Annotated in this window: 13 protein-coding genes; 7 read left to right on the forward strand and 6 right to left on the reverse strand. The window is 60.8% G+C overall.

The window, feature by feature from the left end; all coding sequences use genetic code 11:
- Window position 1 precedes the first annotated feature (1 nt).
- From CEC48_RS02380 to CEC48_RS02400, 5 genes are all read right to left on the reverse strand, one after another.
- Window positions 2–871: an ABC transporter permease gene (locus CEC48_RS02380; protein WP_088422272.1), complete on the reverse strand. Its 870-nt coding sequence runs from the start codon at window positions 869–871 to the stop codon at window positions 2–4.
- Complete coding sequence (locus CEC48_RS02385; RefSeq protein ID WP_088422273.1) at window positions 868–1824, reverse strand: ABC transporter permease; 957 nt, start codon at window positions 1822–1824, stop codon at window positions 868–870. Before CEC48_RS02385 ends, CEC48_RS02380 begins: the two co-directional genes overlap by 4 nt.
- Before the next feature lie 13 nt (window positions 1825–1837).
- Complete coding sequence (locus CEC48_RS02390) at window positions 1838–3475, reverse strand: ABC transporter substrate-binding protein (RefSeq protein WP_088422274.1); 1638 nt, start codon at window positions 3473–3475, stop codon at window positions 1838–1840.
- Window positions 3476–3570: 95 nt separating this feature from the next.
- Window positions 3571–4845, reverse strand: a complete 1275-nt coding sequence (locus CEC48_RS02395; protein ID WP_088422275.1) for an FAD-binding oxidoreductase — start codon at window positions 4843–4845, stop codon at window positions 3571–3573.
- A 21-nt stretch (window positions 4846–4866) separates the two neighbouring features.
- Window positions 4867–5535, reverse strand: a complete 669-nt coding sequence (locus CEC48_RS02400; RefSeq protein ID WP_088422276.1) for a haloacid dehalogenase type II — start codon at window positions 5533–5535, stop codon at window positions 4867–4869.
- Window positions 5536–6113: 578 nt separating this feature from the next.
- On the opposite strand from CEC48_RS02400, the gene CEC48_RS02405 reads away from it, so the two are divergent.
- Both CEC48_RS02405 and CEC48_RS02410 read left to right on the forward strand, forming a co-directional pair.
- Complete coding sequence (locus tag CEC48_RS02405; protein ID WP_088422277.1) at window positions 6114–6965, forward strand: GNAT family N-acetyltransferase; 852 nt, start codon at window positions 6114–6116, stop codon at window positions 6963–6965.
- Window positions 6966–6987: 22 nt separating this feature from the next.
- The gene (locus tag CEC48_RS02410; protein WP_088422278.1) at window positions 6988–7701 is read left to right on the forward strand and encodes a cupin domain-containing protein; all 714 of its coding nucleotides are present in this window, start codon (window positions 6988–6990) and stop codon (window positions 7699–7701) included.
- Window positions 7702–7722: 21 nt separating this feature from the next.
- Here the strand turns inward: CEC48_RS02410 and CEC48_RS02415 are convergent, their stop codons facing one another.
- Window positions 7723–8607, reverse strand: coding sequence for a LysR family transcriptional regulator (locus tag CEC48_RS02415; protein WP_088422279.1), 885 nt, complete (start codon window positions 8605–8607; stop codon window positions 7723–7725).
- Window positions 8608–8702: 95 nt separating this feature from the next.
- On the opposite strand from CEC48_RS02415, the gene CEC48_RS02420 reads away from it, so the two are divergent.
- The 5 genes from CEC48_RS02420 to CEC48_RS02440 all read left to right on the forward strand — a co-directional run bounded on the left by CEC48_RS02420 (window position 8703) and on the right by CEC48_RS02440 (window position 14035).
- On the forward strand, window positions 8703–9839 hold the full coding sequence (locus CEC48_RS02420) for a DSD1 family PLP-dependent enzyme (RefSeq protein ID WP_088422280.1): 1137 nt from the start codon (window positions 8703–8705) through the stop codon (window positions 9837–9839).
- On the forward strand, window positions 9829–10242 hold the full coding sequence (locus tag CEC48_RS02425) for a RidA family protein (RefSeq protein WP_088422281.1): 414 nt from the start codon (window positions 9829–9831) through the stop codon (window positions 10240–10242). The genes CEC48_RS02420 and CEC48_RS02425 overlap by 11 nt, the downstream gene beginning before the upstream one ends.
- Complete coding sequence (locus CEC48_RS02430) at window positions 10239–11423, forward strand: FAD-binding oxidoreductase (protein WP_088422282.1); 1185 nt, start codon at window positions 10239–10241, stop codon at window positions 11421–11423. The genes CEC48_RS02425 and CEC48_RS02430 overlap by 4 nt, the downstream gene beginning before the upstream one ends.
- 59 nt (window positions 11424–11482) lie before the next feature.
- Window positions 11483–12340 carry a GNAT family N-acetyltransferase gene (locus tag CEC48_RS02435; protein WP_088422283.1) on the forward strand — a complete coding sequence of 286 codons (858 nt, stop codon included), beginning with the start codon at window positions 11483–11485 and terminating at the stop codon, window positions 12338–12340.
- Between the two features lie 228 nt (window positions 12341–12568).
- The gene (locus CEC48_RS02440; RefSeq protein ID WP_088422284.1) at window positions 12569–14035 is read left to right on the forward strand and encodes an aldehyde dehydrogenase family protein; all 1467 of its coding nucleotides are present in this window, start codon (window positions 12569–12571) and stop codon (window positions 14033–14035) included.
- Window positions 14036–14044: the final 9 nt, after the last annotated feature.

Raw genomic sequence — 14044 nt, forward strand, 5'->3', positions numbered from 1 at the left:
TTCAATGGCCTCCCATACGTCGACTACGCCGGGACGACAGATGGTCGATCAGCAAATTCACGCCGATAGTCAGCGTGCCAATGGCCAGCGCCGGAATGATGATGGCCAGCGCGCCCTGGTTGAGGCCGCCGATGTTTTCCCGTACCAGGGAGCCAAGGTCAGCGTCTGGCGGTTGCACGCCCAGGCCCAGAAAGCTCATGCCGCTGAGCAACAGCACGATGTAGCCAAAGCGCAGCCCGAGGTCGGTCAATACGGGGTTGAGCATATTCGGCAGGATTTCCATGCACGCCACGTACAACCGGCGCTCGCCTCGGGTACGGGCGACTTGTACGTATTCCAGGGCTTCAATGTTGACCGCCATGCTGCGGGCGACGCGGAACGCGCCCGGGATATAACTGATAACGGCGGTGCAGATCAGCAGCGTCACTGACGATCCGAATGCCGACACCATGATCAGTGCGAGCATTTTGCTGGGGATCGAAATGAACGCGTCCATGATGCGGCTGATGATTTCGTCCAGCCACTTGGGCGCGACCACCGACAACAGCGCAGAACCGGTGCCCAGGGTGCTGGCCAGCAACGCCGCAACCAGCGCCAGCCCGACGGTGAACCGAGCGCCCACCAACACACGGCTAAGCATGTCGCGGCCCAGGTAATCGGTGCCAAACGGGTGTGTGAGGCTAAAGCCTTCGAAGATGTTATCGGACACCACTTCACCCACGGGGTGTGGCGCCAGCCAGGGGCCAAACAGCGCCACCAGCAACCAGGCCACGCACACCACTGCCCCCACCAGCCCCAACCAGGACGGGCCGCTGGAGACTTTGGCGAGTGCCAGGGCAGAGGACACGGGCTTCGCAATGAGATTGTTCATTGGTTTCTCAGCCTCGGGTTGGACAGGATTGCGCAGAGGTCGGCGAGCAACACCAGGCCCAGGTAAGCCGCGCAGAACAACATGGTGCAAGCCTGCACCAGCGCCATGTCGCGGTTGGTCACGGCATCCACCATCAAGCTGGCAATGCCGGGGTAGTTGAAGATGGTTTCGACGATCACCACCCCGCCCAACAGGTACGACAGGCTCAGGGCGATGGCGTTGGCAATCGGCCCGATGGCATTGGGCAAGGCATGGCGCAGCACAATACGGATCGGGCTGACGCCTTTGAGGCGCGCCATTTCCACGTAGGGGCTGTCGAGTTGATCGATCACTGCGGCGCGCGTCATGCGCGCCATTTGCGCGACGATGACGCAACACAGCGTCATCACCGGCAAGGCATAGGTGCGCATGAATTGCAGGGGTGAAGTAATGTCGCTGGCATACGACAGTGCCGACAACCAACCGAGGTTGACCGCGAAAATCAGCACCGCCAGGGTTGCCACCAGAAACTCCGGCACCGCGACCATCGCCAGGGTGACAAAGCTCAGGCAGCTGTCGATGCGCCCACCCCGGCCCATCGCCGAGCCGATGCCCAGCACCAGCGCCAACGGTACCGAGACCAGCGCCGTGGCACCCGCCAACATCAGGGTGTTGGGCACTCGCCCCGCCATCAATTCACCCACCGGCATCGCGTTGGACACCGAAACGCCCATGTCGCCGGTGAGCAGGCTCATCAACCAGTGCAAGTACCGCAACACACCGGGCTGGTCCAACCCCAGCTTCAGGCGCAGTGCCGCCACCTGTTCCGGGGTCGCGAACTGGCCGAGGGATTGTTGCGCCGCATCCCCCGGCAGTACTGCCGTGATCGCAAAAACGACCATGGACACGATCAACAAGGTCACCGCACCGGCGCCGAAGCGCCGGCAGATCAACCACAGTGTATTGCTATTCATCGCACTGCCCTCCTCAAGCGTCCAGCCACACTTGCTCGGCGAACATGTAGCCCATGAAACCACCCAGCGGGTTAGTGTCGTAGCCTTTGACGCGCTGGTCGACGCCATCGATGTTGCTGATGAACACCGGCACGCCGATACCGCAGTGGTCGTGAACCAGGGTCTGCATGTCGCCATACATTTTGGCGCGCTTGGCGTCATCGGTCTCGCCACGTGCCAGCATCAGTAACTGGTCGAACTGATCGTTCTGCCAGCCGGACTCGTTCCACGGTGCCTTGGACTGGAAGAACTGCGAGAACATCACGTCGGCATTCGGCCGAGGGTTGATGTTGCCGAAGCTCAACGGGTGCTTCATCCAGTGGTTGGACCAGTAACCGTCACTGGGCAGGCGATTGACGTCGAGCTTGAGCCCGGCCTGTTTCGCCGATTGCTGCAACAGCACGGCGATGTCCACCGAACCGGTGGCAGCGGGCGACGCCATGACCGGCATGGTGATGCTTTCCATACCGGCTTTCTTCAGCAGGAACTTGGCTTTTTCCGGGTCGTAGACCGTCTGCGGCAAGTCGGTGTTGAAGTAGCGCGAACCCGGCGCAATCGGGTGATCGTTGCCGACCACGGCAAACCCGCGGAACACCGCGGACTTGACCTGCTCACGGTCCAGCAGCAGCTTCATGGCCTGGGTGAATTCCGGGCTTTTGCCGGGCAATTGGTCCTGGCGGATGATCAAGTCAGTGTAGTTGCCAGACGGCGCATCCACGACTCGATGTTTGGCACTGGCGGCGATGCGCGTGGTGGAACGCGGGTTGACCTCGTTGATCATGTGTACGTCGCCCGACAGCAGCGCATTGACCCGCGACGGCTCGTCGGCGATAGCGATAAATTCGATTTCGTCCAGGTACGGCAAGCCCGGCTTCCAGTAGTTCTTGTTGCGCACGGCAATCGAGCGCACCCCCGGCTTGAACTCGCCAACGGTGAACGGCCCGGTGCCAATGCCTTTATTGAAGTCGGTGGTGCCCTCCGGGACGATCAAAAGATGCGACACCGCCAGGATCGACGGCAACTCGGCGTTTGGCGCGCTGAGACGAATCTGCACTTCGTTAGGACCGCTGGCCTTGATCTCTGCAAACTGCTCCATCAACGGCATGACCTTGGAACCGGTGAGCGGGTCCTTGTGCCGGTTCAGGGTGAACACCACGTCAGCGGCGCTCAGGGTCTTGCCGTTGTGGAAGGTCACGTCTTTGCGCAGGGTGATGGTCCACAGGGTGGCGTCGGTATTTTCAATACGCTCGGCCAGCTCCAATTGCGGCACCAGGTGCTTATCGAATCGGGTCAGGCCGTTGTAGAACATGTAGTGGCGCGCATAGTCGGTAGACAGCGCGCCCTTGGCCGGGTCAAGGGTATCGGCGGTGGACGTGGACATGCCGGCGACACGAATCTTGCCCCCCGGCTTGCCTTTGCCGGCGACAGGCGCGTCATCGGCAAACACCTTGCCGGCGGCGCCGAACAGGCTACCCGCACCGGCTGCGGCCACACCGGCAACGCCGAGCATTTGCAAAGCGTTGCGGCGTGACATGCCACGGTTGAGACTTTCGAACACCCGCAGGCTTTCCTGGCCGGAAATGAGCTCGGGTGTATTTTTGTTGTCAGTCATATCAAGGCTACCTGTCGATAATCGGAAGAATCGAGTGCTCACGGTTGTCCGGAGCGTCCTGGAAAAACAAACGACGGTGACGCAACAACGGCAACTCAGTGCAAATAGTCCTGGAAGCGGTAGTAGGCACCCACGAACGGCAGGAACCAGGGTTTGCCGAAGTGCCCGGGAATCGCCGGCCATTCGAGCTCACGCCAGGGGTTGGCCGCTGCGTTGCCAGCCATCACCTCGGCCATCACCTGGCCCATGTGTACCGACATCTGCACGCCATGGCCGCTGTAGCCCATGGAGTGGAACACCCCGCCATGCTGGCCGGCGCGGGGCAGGCGGTCGGACGTCATGTCCACCAAGCCGCCCCAGCAGTAGTCGATCTTCACGCCCGCCAACTGCGGGAACATGTTCAACATCGCCGCTTGCAGCACCTTGCCGCTCTTGGCATCGGAGACGCTGTCCGACATGGCAAACCGCGCCCGACCGCCAAACAGCAAGCGGTTGTCCGGCGTCAGGCGAAAATAGTTACCGATCATGCGGCTGGTCACATAGGCCCGATGCCGGGGCAGCAACTGGTCGATCAGTGCCTGGGGCAAGACTTCGGTGGCGATGACAAAACTGCCCACCGGAACGATCCGCCGGCGGTACCAGCCGAGGTCGCCATGCTGGCAAGCACCGGTGGCCAGCAGGACTTGCCCGGCATGCAGCGAGCCCTTGGCGGTAGTGACTTGATAGCCGCCCGCCTGGGCCTTCCAGTGGTTGACCTGGGTGTGCTCGTAAATCATTGCGCCGCGCCGCGCCGCCGCTTCGGCCAAACCGACGCCAAAACGGCCAACGTGCATTTGCACACCGTTGCGTTGCAGCAAGCCGCCATGGAACTGCGCCGAGTTGACTTCAGCGTGAGTCTGTTCGGCGCTGAGCAACTCGACATCGGCGTCGACTTCCTGGCGAATCAGCTCACAGGTGCGTGCAAGCCCTTCGTAATGCAGGGGCTTGGCCGCCAACTTGAGCTTCCCGTTGCGCACCAGGTCACAGGCGATCCCTTCCTGCTCGACCAGCGAGACCACCGACTGCACCGCACTCTCATAGGCCTGGTAATAAGCGCGCGCCTTGGCGGCACCGAGGCTGGCGTGCAACCCGGCGTAATCCTGGGCCACGCCGGTGTTGCATTGCCCACCGTTGCGTCCCGAGGCTTCGCCGATCACCCGGCCGGCGTCCAGCACGACCACACTGGCGCCATTACGCGCCAACGCCCGCGCCGCCGCCAGGCCGGTGAACCCTCCACCGACCACGGCTACATCGACCTGCTTGGGCAAGTCGCCCAGCTGGGCCCCGGTAAACGCCGGTGCGGTGTCTAGCCAATAGGATTCACTGCCCATGTCTTACCCCTTGGTGTGCAGTTACAGGCCGACCAACGCTGGCAGCCCACCGATATCGGTGATCTGTTGGTAGCCATAGAAGGCATTGCCCGGAACTTCGTGGCCACGGGCAACGAACGCTTTGTTCTTGATCTTCATGTCATGGGCCGGCATCAGGTCATAACGGAAGCTCGAAGACACATGCAAGATGTCTTCCGGGCCGCAGCCGAGGTTGTCGAGCATAAATTCGAAGGCGGCCAGGCGCGGCTTATAGGCCTGGGCCTGTTCGGCAGTGAACACCTTGTGGAACGGCGCGCCGAGCTTGTCGACGTTGGACATGATCTGGCTGTCGCTGGCATTGGAGAAGATCACCAGGGGGATCTTGTCGGCGATCTTCGACAAACCCGCCGGCACGTCCGCATGGGGACCCCAGGTCGGCACGGCGTCGTAATACAGCTGGCCTTCCTCGCGATACTCGATACCCCAGCGCTTGCAGGTACGGGCCAGGGCAGTCTTGAGGATTTCGTCATACGGCCTCCAGTCGCCCATGACCTGGTCGAGGCGGTAGGCCGAGAAATCCTTGACGAACTGGTCCATCTGTTCGGGCTTGATGCGGTCGGCGAAAATCTCGCGGGTCATGGTGCCCATATGAAAGTTGGTCAGCGTACCGTAGCAGTCGAACGTAATGAATTTGGGGCGAAGAAAGCTCATTGAGTGCGGTCCTGAAGTTCGTTGAGTGTGACAAGCGTTCGCTGCCCTGGTGGCACGTCGGCCTCGTTGCAGCACAGCTTCATTACACCACTGTGAAATCAGCATATGACGTCTAAAACGACCTGCGCTCAATACAAACCACCGTTTTGGTGGCTGGCCTCAGCAGAGTTTGCGGTGCGCGCCAGGCTTGGGCAGGCCCCGCTTTTATGCGCTTTTATGGGCCTCTGGGGGTGGCGAGGCTCAAGAAAGGGCATGGCGGGCGGCAGTCACTGTGCTGCAAGCAGTATTTTGTGCGGTTGGCCGATCGCGCGCGTCAGCGAATGGACAGTGCTCTATAGAGAAGAGAGCAAGTCTGCGCCCATACCGGCCGCTGCGGTCATAAATACTGCCCGCCCGCGCCTGGAAAAACGCCTGGCATTTGCTGCTGACCTCGCAGCCCAATTAAGTAGTAACTGTGGTGATGTGGGGTGCCGCACACGGAATCTGCCGAATGTTCCAGGCCCCCTTGCCAGCCTTTATGGCAGGTGGGATACAGACGCTCTCACGATGCAAAAAACAACCTTCCATGGAGACTCGCCATGTCCGCCCTGCCACACCCTGCTTATGTCTACCGTCCGATGACGGTGGCCGACCTACCGGCCGCCCATGCCTTGTCGGTAATGCTGAAATGGCCCCACCGCCTGGAAGACTGGGCGATGTTGCAACGGGTCAGCGACGGCTTCGTGGTGGTGGATGGCGAGCGCCTGATCGGCAGCGCCTTCACCTGCCCTCAGGGTGATTACGCAACCATCGGCCTGGTGATCGTCAGCAATGACTACCAAGGCCAGGGCATTGGGCGCCGCTTGATGGAAAAGGCGCTCGACGCTTGCCAGTCGAGCACCCCGATACTCAACGCCACCCTCGCGGGTGCGCCACTTTATGCAAGCCAGGGGTTTGTCGAATTTGGGCAGGTGCAGCAGCATCAAGGCCAGGTGCTCGTGCCCGCCCTGGAGGGCCTGGGCGCTGGCGAAACCTGCCGTGCGCTACGCGCCGATGACCATGCCGCGCTGCTGGCCCTCGCCAATGCCGGCAGCGGCCTGGACCGCCGTGAAGTGCTACCGGAACTGCAGGTAGAGCATGCCGTGGGGATCGAGCGCGAGGGCAAGTTGCACGGCTTTGCCCTGCTGCGACCCTTTGGTCGTGGGCGCTGCATCGGCCCGGTGGTGGCAGAAAACCTCGAGCAGGCAAAACACCTGATCAGCGAATTATTGGCGCGGGTACCGGACGCCTTCGTACGCATCGATATCCCCGCCGATTGCGGCCTCAGTGACTGGCTCGAACAAGCCGGCTTGAAGCACATCGACACCGTCACACAGATGGCCAAAGGTAAGCCGCCCCAGGCCAGCCAAGGCATACACCCTTTTGCCCTGATCACCCAAGCGATCGGCTGATTTTCCTTCTGGAGCAGTGCCCATGTCATCTCCCCGTATCCTGCTGTTGGCCCGCGCCGACGGTAGCCGCGTTACCACGCCTTTGAACACTGCTGCCCTAAGCGCGCTCGATCCATTCGGCGATGCGCGCCAACTCGCCTGGCTGGGCGACGATGGGGTGTCCGCCGGCTTGGTGCAGTTCAGCGGCGACGCCACGATCGAAGACTTTCCCCACAGCGAGACGCTGGTGGTGCACGCAGGCCATGTCGTGCTGCACACGGCAGACCAGCGCCTGGAACTGAAGGTGGGCGACAGTGCCGTGATCGGCCGTGGCACACGCCTCTCGGTGCAGGCGAGCGCCGGCAGCCGATGGGCATTCTGCGCTGTCGACCTGACCGATGCCCCCCTGCAACACGGCCTGACCTTGCTGGACCCGCGTACCCTACTGAACCCTTCTGCCGCACCCGAACCGCAAATCCTGATCGGCCCTACCCCACAGTGCCGGGCACTCAGCCTGTTTGATGATGCCAGCACCGAGCTGCGCGTCGGCATTTGGGACTCGACGCCGTACGCCCGTCACGGCCGCCCGCACAAACTGAATGAGTTGATGTACCTGCTCGAAGGTAGCGTCACCCTGCAAGATGCCGAGGGTGGCGAGGTGACGATCAACACCGGTGACACGGTGTTCGTGGCAAAAGGCGCGCCGTGCGCCTGGACCAGCACGGTCTATGTACGCAAGGTCTATGCCGTGAAATAGGCAGGCATGCCCAGTCGGTTGTCAGGTTTTCAACGCGTCTTCCAGAAAAGCCACCAATGCCTGCACGCGCGAACTGCGAAGTTTGCGCGAAGGCACCAGCAGGTTGACCGGTGCGCTGTCGAAGCTCCAATCCGGCAGTACCCGTATCAGGCTGCCGCTGGCGATTGCATCACTGACATCCCACTGCGAACGCAGCACCAACCCCAAGCCTTGCTCGGCCCAACGCCGGGCGACGCTTCCATCGTTGCTCAACAATACCGGTTCGATGCGCAGGGTTTTACGCTCCTGCCCCTTACGCATATGCCACAGCGTGACATCCTCATCATTTTCACGGATGCAAATGCAGCGATGGGCAGCGAGCTGGTCCGGCGACGACGGCACACCCTGCTCTTGCAGATAGGCTTCGCTCGCGCATAACCACCGCTCGTTTTGCGTGAGCTGCCTGGCCGTCCACAGGCTGTCGTTGAGGTGACCAATGTGAATCACTGCATCGCTGTCATGGCGATCGGGCCAGGGTGTCTCGCGCAAATCCAGGTGCAGGCAAAGCTGCGGATGCAGCCTTGCAAAACGTGCCAACAGTGGCGCGATGCGCTGTCGCCCATAGCCAAACGGCGCCGCCAACCTCAATGTACCAACCAGCCTTTCGTCCTTTTGCTTGAAAGACTCCGGGAGCGCCTCCAGTTGCTCCAGCAAAAGCGCACTTTCACGCGAGAACCGCTCACCGTCGGCCGTAAGGCTGAGGCGCCGTGCGTCGCGATTAGCCAGGGTCAGCCCCAGCAACGCCTCCAGTTTGCGCAGGCGCATGGAAAGCGCCGGCGGTGAAACATTCAGCACTCTGGCGGCGGCACTCAGCGACTCAGAACGTGCAAGCGTGACGGCCAGCCGCAGGTCTTCGATGGAAATCATTCAATTTTACTTAATGATTGATGAGATCTTATTGAACCATAACTTAACGATAGCTGAGTAGAGTGCAGCCTGTACCCAGCCACTTGAGTTCCGCCATGTCAACGCCGCTTGCCTCTCTCGACACTCCCGTTGCGCTAGTCGATGTCGCGCAAATGCAGCGCAATATCCAGCGCATGCAGCAACGCATGGACACCCTCGGCGTACGTTTGCGCCCGCACATCAAAACCAGCAAGTGCCTGCCCGTTATCAAGGCACAGATGGCTGCAGGTGCCAGCGGTGTCACGGTGTCTACCCTGAAAGAAGCCGAGTACTGTTTTACGCAAGGCATCAGTGACGTGTTCTATGCCGTTGCGATAGCCCCGGGCAAATTACACACGGCACTGGCACTCCGGCGCAAAGGCTGCAATCTGAGCGTACTCACCGACAGCGTCGCAGGGGCTCAAGCGATCGTCGACTTTGCACAGCAGCACGACGAACGCTTCGAGGTGTGGATTGAAATCGATTGCGACGGCCATCGCTCGGGCCTGGCCGTTGAAGACAATGCACTGGTAGACGTCGCGCGCACCCTGAGCGAAGGCGGCATGCAACTGCGCGGCGTGATGACCCACGCCGGGTCCAGTTACGAGCTGGACAGCCTTGAAGCCCTGCAAGCGCTGGCTGAACAGGAACGTTTCCTGTGCGTACGCGCCGCCGAAAGAATCCGCGAAGCCGGCTTGGCATGCCCCGAGGTCAGCATCGGCTCCACCCCCACTGCACTCTCGGCACTGAACCTGCACGGCGTCACTGAAGTGCGCGCAGGCGTCTATGTGTTCTTCGACCTGGTCATGCACAACATCGGCGTGTGCCGGGCAGACGAATTGGCGTTGAGCGTACTGACCACCGTCATCGGCCATCAGCAGGATAAAGGCTGGATCATCACCGACGCAGGCTGGATGGCCATGAGTCGCGACCGTGGCACGCAGCGCCAGCGCCAGGATTTTGGTTATGGCCAAGTGTGTACCGAAGCGGGCGACTGGATCGAAGGCGCGCTGGTCACGGGTGCCAATCAGGAACATGGCATCATCACCCTGGGAGGTGACCAGAGTGCTGACAGTGTCGAGCGCTTTCCCATTGGCAGTCGCCTGCGCATTTTGCCCAATCATGCCTGCGCCACCGGCGCGCAGTTTCCGGATTATCACGCCCTTGACGTCGAGGGCGTCATACACACATGGAGCCGCCTTCATGGTTGGTAGTCTTAAGGTGATTCATACCGCCAATGCTGCGGCACCGGGCGGGCACTATTCACAGGCGGTATCGCACGGCGGCGTCCTGTATGTGTCCGGGCAACTGCCCGTGCGCGCCAATGGTGATCACAGCGCCGATCAACCGTTTGAGGTTCAGGCGTCAATTGCCCTCGACAACCTGGTGGCAATCCTCAGCGCAGCCGGCCGAAGCCCTCGTGACCTGCTTAAAGTGACGGTATATGTGGTTGGGATAGAACACTGGCCCGCCTTTGATCGACTGTATGCAAAGTACCTGGGCGAACACCGGCCGGCCCGGGCCGTGGTGCCGGTTGCGGTCTTGCATCATGGTTACTTGATCGAAATCGAAGCCTTGGCTTGTGCCGGACACAACATCATTGAGGAGCCCTCATGAAACCGCAAAAAAGCGATGTGTTGATTATCGGCGGCGGCATCATGGGTTCGACGTCAGCGTTTTTCCTGAGCCGGCGCGGACACTCAGTCACCCTGCTGGAGCGTGACCAGATTGGCCAGTACGCCAGCGGCGTCAACTTCGGCAATGTGCGGCGCCAGGGGCGTTACCTGGGGCAGTTGCAACTGGCTAACCGCTCCTGGGCCTTGTGGAAGCGCCTGCCGGAGCTGATCGACGACGACCTTGAGTTCATCGCCAGCGGCCATATGCGCGTGTGCTACCGCGAGGACGAGGTCGCTGAGCTGCAAGCCTACGCCGAGGCTCCGGAGGCCCGTGAGCTGGATTTGCAGATCCTTACCGGCAAAGCCTTACATGCCCGCTTTCCGTTCCTGGGCCCGGAAGTCAAGGGCGGCTCCTACGCCCCTCACGATGGTCATGCTAACCCGCGCCTGGCGGCGCCGGCGTTTGCCCGAGCGGCCAGGCGCCTGGGTGCCCGGATCGAAGAGCGCATCGAAGTCGCCGAGGTGCAGAAGGTAGGCGGTGAATTCCACGTCACGACCACCGATGGCCAACTCTTCGTCGCTGAGCAACTGCTGATCACCGCGGGTGCGTGGGCTGCCAAACTGGCTGAGCAATTCGGCGAACCGGTACCGCTGGAACCCAATGGCCCGCAGATGTCGGTGACCGAACCGGTACCGTATGCCTTGCCGACGGTGATCGGTGTATTTACCAAGATCAAGGAAGAGGTGATCTACTTCCGCCAGATCCCGCGCGGCAACATCATCATCGGCGGCGGCAACCGCTGCACACCGGACATGCTCAACCGGCGCGCCTTCTTCAAGCCCGAAAGCCTGCTCAACCAGATGCGACAAATGCGCCGCCTGCTACCGGGTGCCGAGAAGCTGAACATCATCCGGGTGTGGAGCGGCATCGAAAGCTACACGCCGGACTCTTTGCCGGTCATGGGCCCCAGCGGGGCCGTCGATGGCTTATTTTATGCTTTCGGCTTCTGTGGCCATGGTTTCCAGCTTGGCCCGGGCGTCGGCGATGTGATGGCCGAACTGATCAGTACCGGCAGTACCAGCACCTTGATCAGCCCATTCGATATCCGCCGGTTCACGAACCCCAGCGCGATAGAAATGCCTTTGTCTGCAAGCCTCCTCAACACAGGCAAACTTATATGAGCCGCGCACCACAACGCCCTGACTGCTCTACGCAAAACCGTCAACTTCAAGGAGGCTCCATGCCCGCAACGTCAGAGTCCACCTATCTGTACCGTGCTGTTACCGCGGCGGATATGCCCGCAGCACACGCGCTCTCCGTCCACCTGAAATGGCCTCATCGAGAAGAAGACTGGGCCATGGTACAGCGCACTTCGGAAGGCTTTGTCGCGGAGCATAAGGGTCAGCTGGTGGGTGTAGCGTTTACTTGCCATCAAGGTGCTTACTCCTCCATCGGCCTGGTGATCGTGAGTGATGAACACCAAGGAAAGGGGATCGGGCGTCAACTGATGAACCTGTGCCTGGCAGCCACTGCACCACGCACGCCGATTCTCAATGCCACCGAGTCGGGCGCACCGCTCTACGCAAGCATGGGATTCGTCGACTTCGCGCGTATCCAGCAGCATCAAGGCGTGTCACAGACACCTGAGCAGATTCCTTTGATCAACGGCTCGCAGTGTCGTGCATTGCACCCTGCTGATTACCCTCGGCTGATTGAATTGGCCAATGCGGGCAGTGGCCTGGACCGTACAGCGGTGCTCAATGATTTACTCCCGATGGCCGAGTCTGTGGTCGGCATTGACGCGGGCGGGGAACTACAAGGCATTGCCCTGCTCCGTCGCTTTGGCCGTGGCCATATCATTGGTCCGGTTGTTGCGCAGAGCCAGGAGCAGGCGCAACACCTGATTACCCACCTGCTGCAGTTGATACCTGGCGCCTTCGTGCGCTTCGACATTCTTGCCGATTGTGGGTTGGCCGCCTGGCTGGAAAAACTGGGGCTGCAATGCGTGGATAGAGCACCGCGGATGGCTCTGGGCGCGCCCCCGCAAGCAAGCGACGGGATCAGGCAGTTTGCTCTGGTTACCCAAGCAATCGGCTAGCGATCACGACGGGCAGCGAGCGTTTTATCGGGTGCAAAAGGCTCAGTTGCATGAATGCCAAGTAAGCCTGCCCGATACAGCAGATTATCCCTTGCAGACGTGAACAACGGCATATTTTGCAGGGCGGTTTTGTTAGTTTATTGAGACGACACGGCCCCAAGTATTTACGGGGCGCTACGGCGACTCGCAAGTTCGCAGCGCCTATTACCGCTCTAAGGAGCCAGTTGGATGACCACGCACTCTTCGAATAGCCACGGCGTTGATCCGCAAACTTCTCTCATGTTTTATATCAACGGCCGTTGGTCTTACCCGGCGCTCCCGGCCAGTTTGCCGGTGGTCAATCCTGCAAGCGAAGAGGTTGTTGCACAGGTCGCGCGCGGGTCTGCCGAGGATGTCGATCGGGCAGTCGCTGCGGCGCGTGCAGCGTTTCCCGGTTGGTCGGCTTCCTCCACAACATCGCGTGCGCTTGTGCTTGGCAAGATCTACGAGCTGATCCTCGAACGAAAAGAGGTGCTTGCACAGGCCCTCTCTCTAGAAATGGGCGCAGCCATCGGTTTCGCCCGGGCAATGCAAGTGCCATTGGCGGCCGAACACGTGCGTGTCGCCCGTGACCTGCTGTCCAGCTATCGCTTCCAAACGGTTGAAGGCGGCACCGCGATTGAACGCGAACCCATCGGTGTCTGCGGTCTCATCACGCCGTGGAACTGGCCGCTTTATCAAATCACCGCGAAAGTCGCGCCGGCTATCGCCGCCGGATGCACCGTGGTGTTAAAACCCAGCGAACTGTCACCCCTGAGCGCCCTTCTTTTTGCACAACTGGTACACGACGCGGGCCTCCCGCCGGGTGTGTTTAACCTGGTGAACGGAAGCGGTCCCGAGGTCGGCGCCGCCATGGCGGCGCATGCCGATATCGATATGATTTCAATTACCGGCTCTAACCGCGCAGGCGCACTGGTTGCGCAAGCGGCGGCACCCACGGTGAAACGCATCACACAGGAATTGGGAGGCAAGTCCCCGAACCTAATGCTTCCAGACGCCGATTTCGCCAAAGCCGTGCCGCTGGGAGTGATGTCTGCGTTTCGCAACGTAGGGCAATCCTGCAGCGCCCCGACAAGAATGATCGTGCCAAAAAACCGGCTGGCCGAGGTTGAGTCGCTGGCTGCGGCAACCGCCAATGCGATCATCGTTGGTGACCCGCAATCGGAGGAAACGATACTGGGTCCGATTGCCAACGAGGCACAGTTCAATCGCGTTCAAGCCATGATCAAGCTGGGCCTGGACGAGGGTGCCAAACTGGTGTGCGGTGGGCCAGGACGCGTGCCGGGTTTTGAAAAAGGCTTCTATACCCGACCGACTGTTTTCTCCGAGGTGGACTCGGCCATGCGGATCGCCCAAGAGGAAATTTTTGGTCCCGTGTTGTGCATCATTGCGTATGAGACGGTCGATGAGGCGGTCGCTATCGCAAACGATACGATCTATGGGCTGGGCGCCCATGTTCAGGGTCAGGACCTTGATCTAGCGCGGGCTGTTGCCTCTCGCATACGCGCAGGTCAAGTGCACCTGAACTACCCCGCGTGGAACCCAATGGCTCCCTTCGGAGGCTATAAACGATCGGGCAATGGTCGAGAGTACGGTGTACACGGTTTTGAAGAGTACCTTGAAACCAAAGCCATCATTGGATTTGGCGAGCCGTGAATCACCCTG

The organism is Pseudomonas sp. K2I15 (assembly GCF_002204795.1).
In the GTDB taxonomy this organism is placed as follows: Bacteria; Pseudomonadota; Gammaproteobacteria; order Pseudomonadales; family Pseudomonadaceae; genus Aquipseudomonas.

Bases quoted from the DNA above. Each gene is read 5' to 3' on its own strand.
- CEC48_RS02400 (WP_088422276.1), bottom strand. From the start codon at position 5,535: ATGAGCTTTCTTCGCCCCAAATTCATTACGTTCGACTGCTACGGTACG.
- CEC48_RS02420 (WP_088422280.1), top strand. From the start codon at position 8,703: ATGTCAACGCCGCTTGCCTCTCTCGACACTCCCGTTGCGCTAGTCGAT.
- CEC48_RS02395 (WP_088422275.1), bottom strand. From the start codon at position 4,845: ATGGGCAGTGAATCCTATTGGCTAGACACCGCACCGGCGTTTACCGGG.
- CEC48_RS02425 (WP_088422281.1), top strand. From the start codon at position 9,829: ATGGTTGGTAGTCTTAAGGTGATTCATACCGCCAATGCTGCGGCACCG.
- CEC48_RS02430 (WP_088422282.1), top strand. From the start codon at position 10,239: ATGAAACCGCAAAAAAGCGATGTGTTGATTATCGGCGGCGGCATCATG.
- CEC48_RS02435 (WP_088422283.1), top strand. From the start codon at position 11,483: ATGCCCGCAACGTCAGAGTCCACCTATCTGTACCGTGCTGTTACCGCG.
- CEC48_RS02390 (WP_088422274.1), bottom strand. From the start codon at position 3,475: ATGACTGACAACAAAAATACACCCGAGCTCATTTCCGGCCAGGAAAGC.
- CEC48_RS02415 (WP_088422279.1), bottom strand. From the start codon at position 8,607: ATGATTTCCATCGAAGACCTGCGGCTGGCCGTCACGCTTGCACGTTCT.
- CEC48_RS02440 (WP_088422284.1), top strand. From the start codon at position 12,569: ATGACCACGCACTCTTCGAATAGCCACGGCGTTGATCCGCAAACTTCT.
- CEC48_RS02380 (WP_088422272.1), bottom strand. From the start codon at position 871: ATGAACAATCTCATTGCGAAGCCCGTGTCCTCTGCCCTGGCACTCGCC.
- CEC48_RS02385 (WP_088422273.1), bottom strand. From the start codon at position 1,824: ATGAATAGCAATACACTGTGGTTGATCTGCCGGCGCTTCGGCGCCGGT.
- CEC48_RS02410 (WP_088422278.1), top strand. From the start codon at position 6,988: ATGTCATCTCCCCGTATCCTGCTGTTGGCCCGCGCCGACGGTAGCCGC.
- CEC48_RS02405 (WP_088422277.1), top strand. From the start codon at position 6,114: ATGTCCGCCCTGCCACACCCTGCTTATGTCTACCGTCCGATGACGGTG.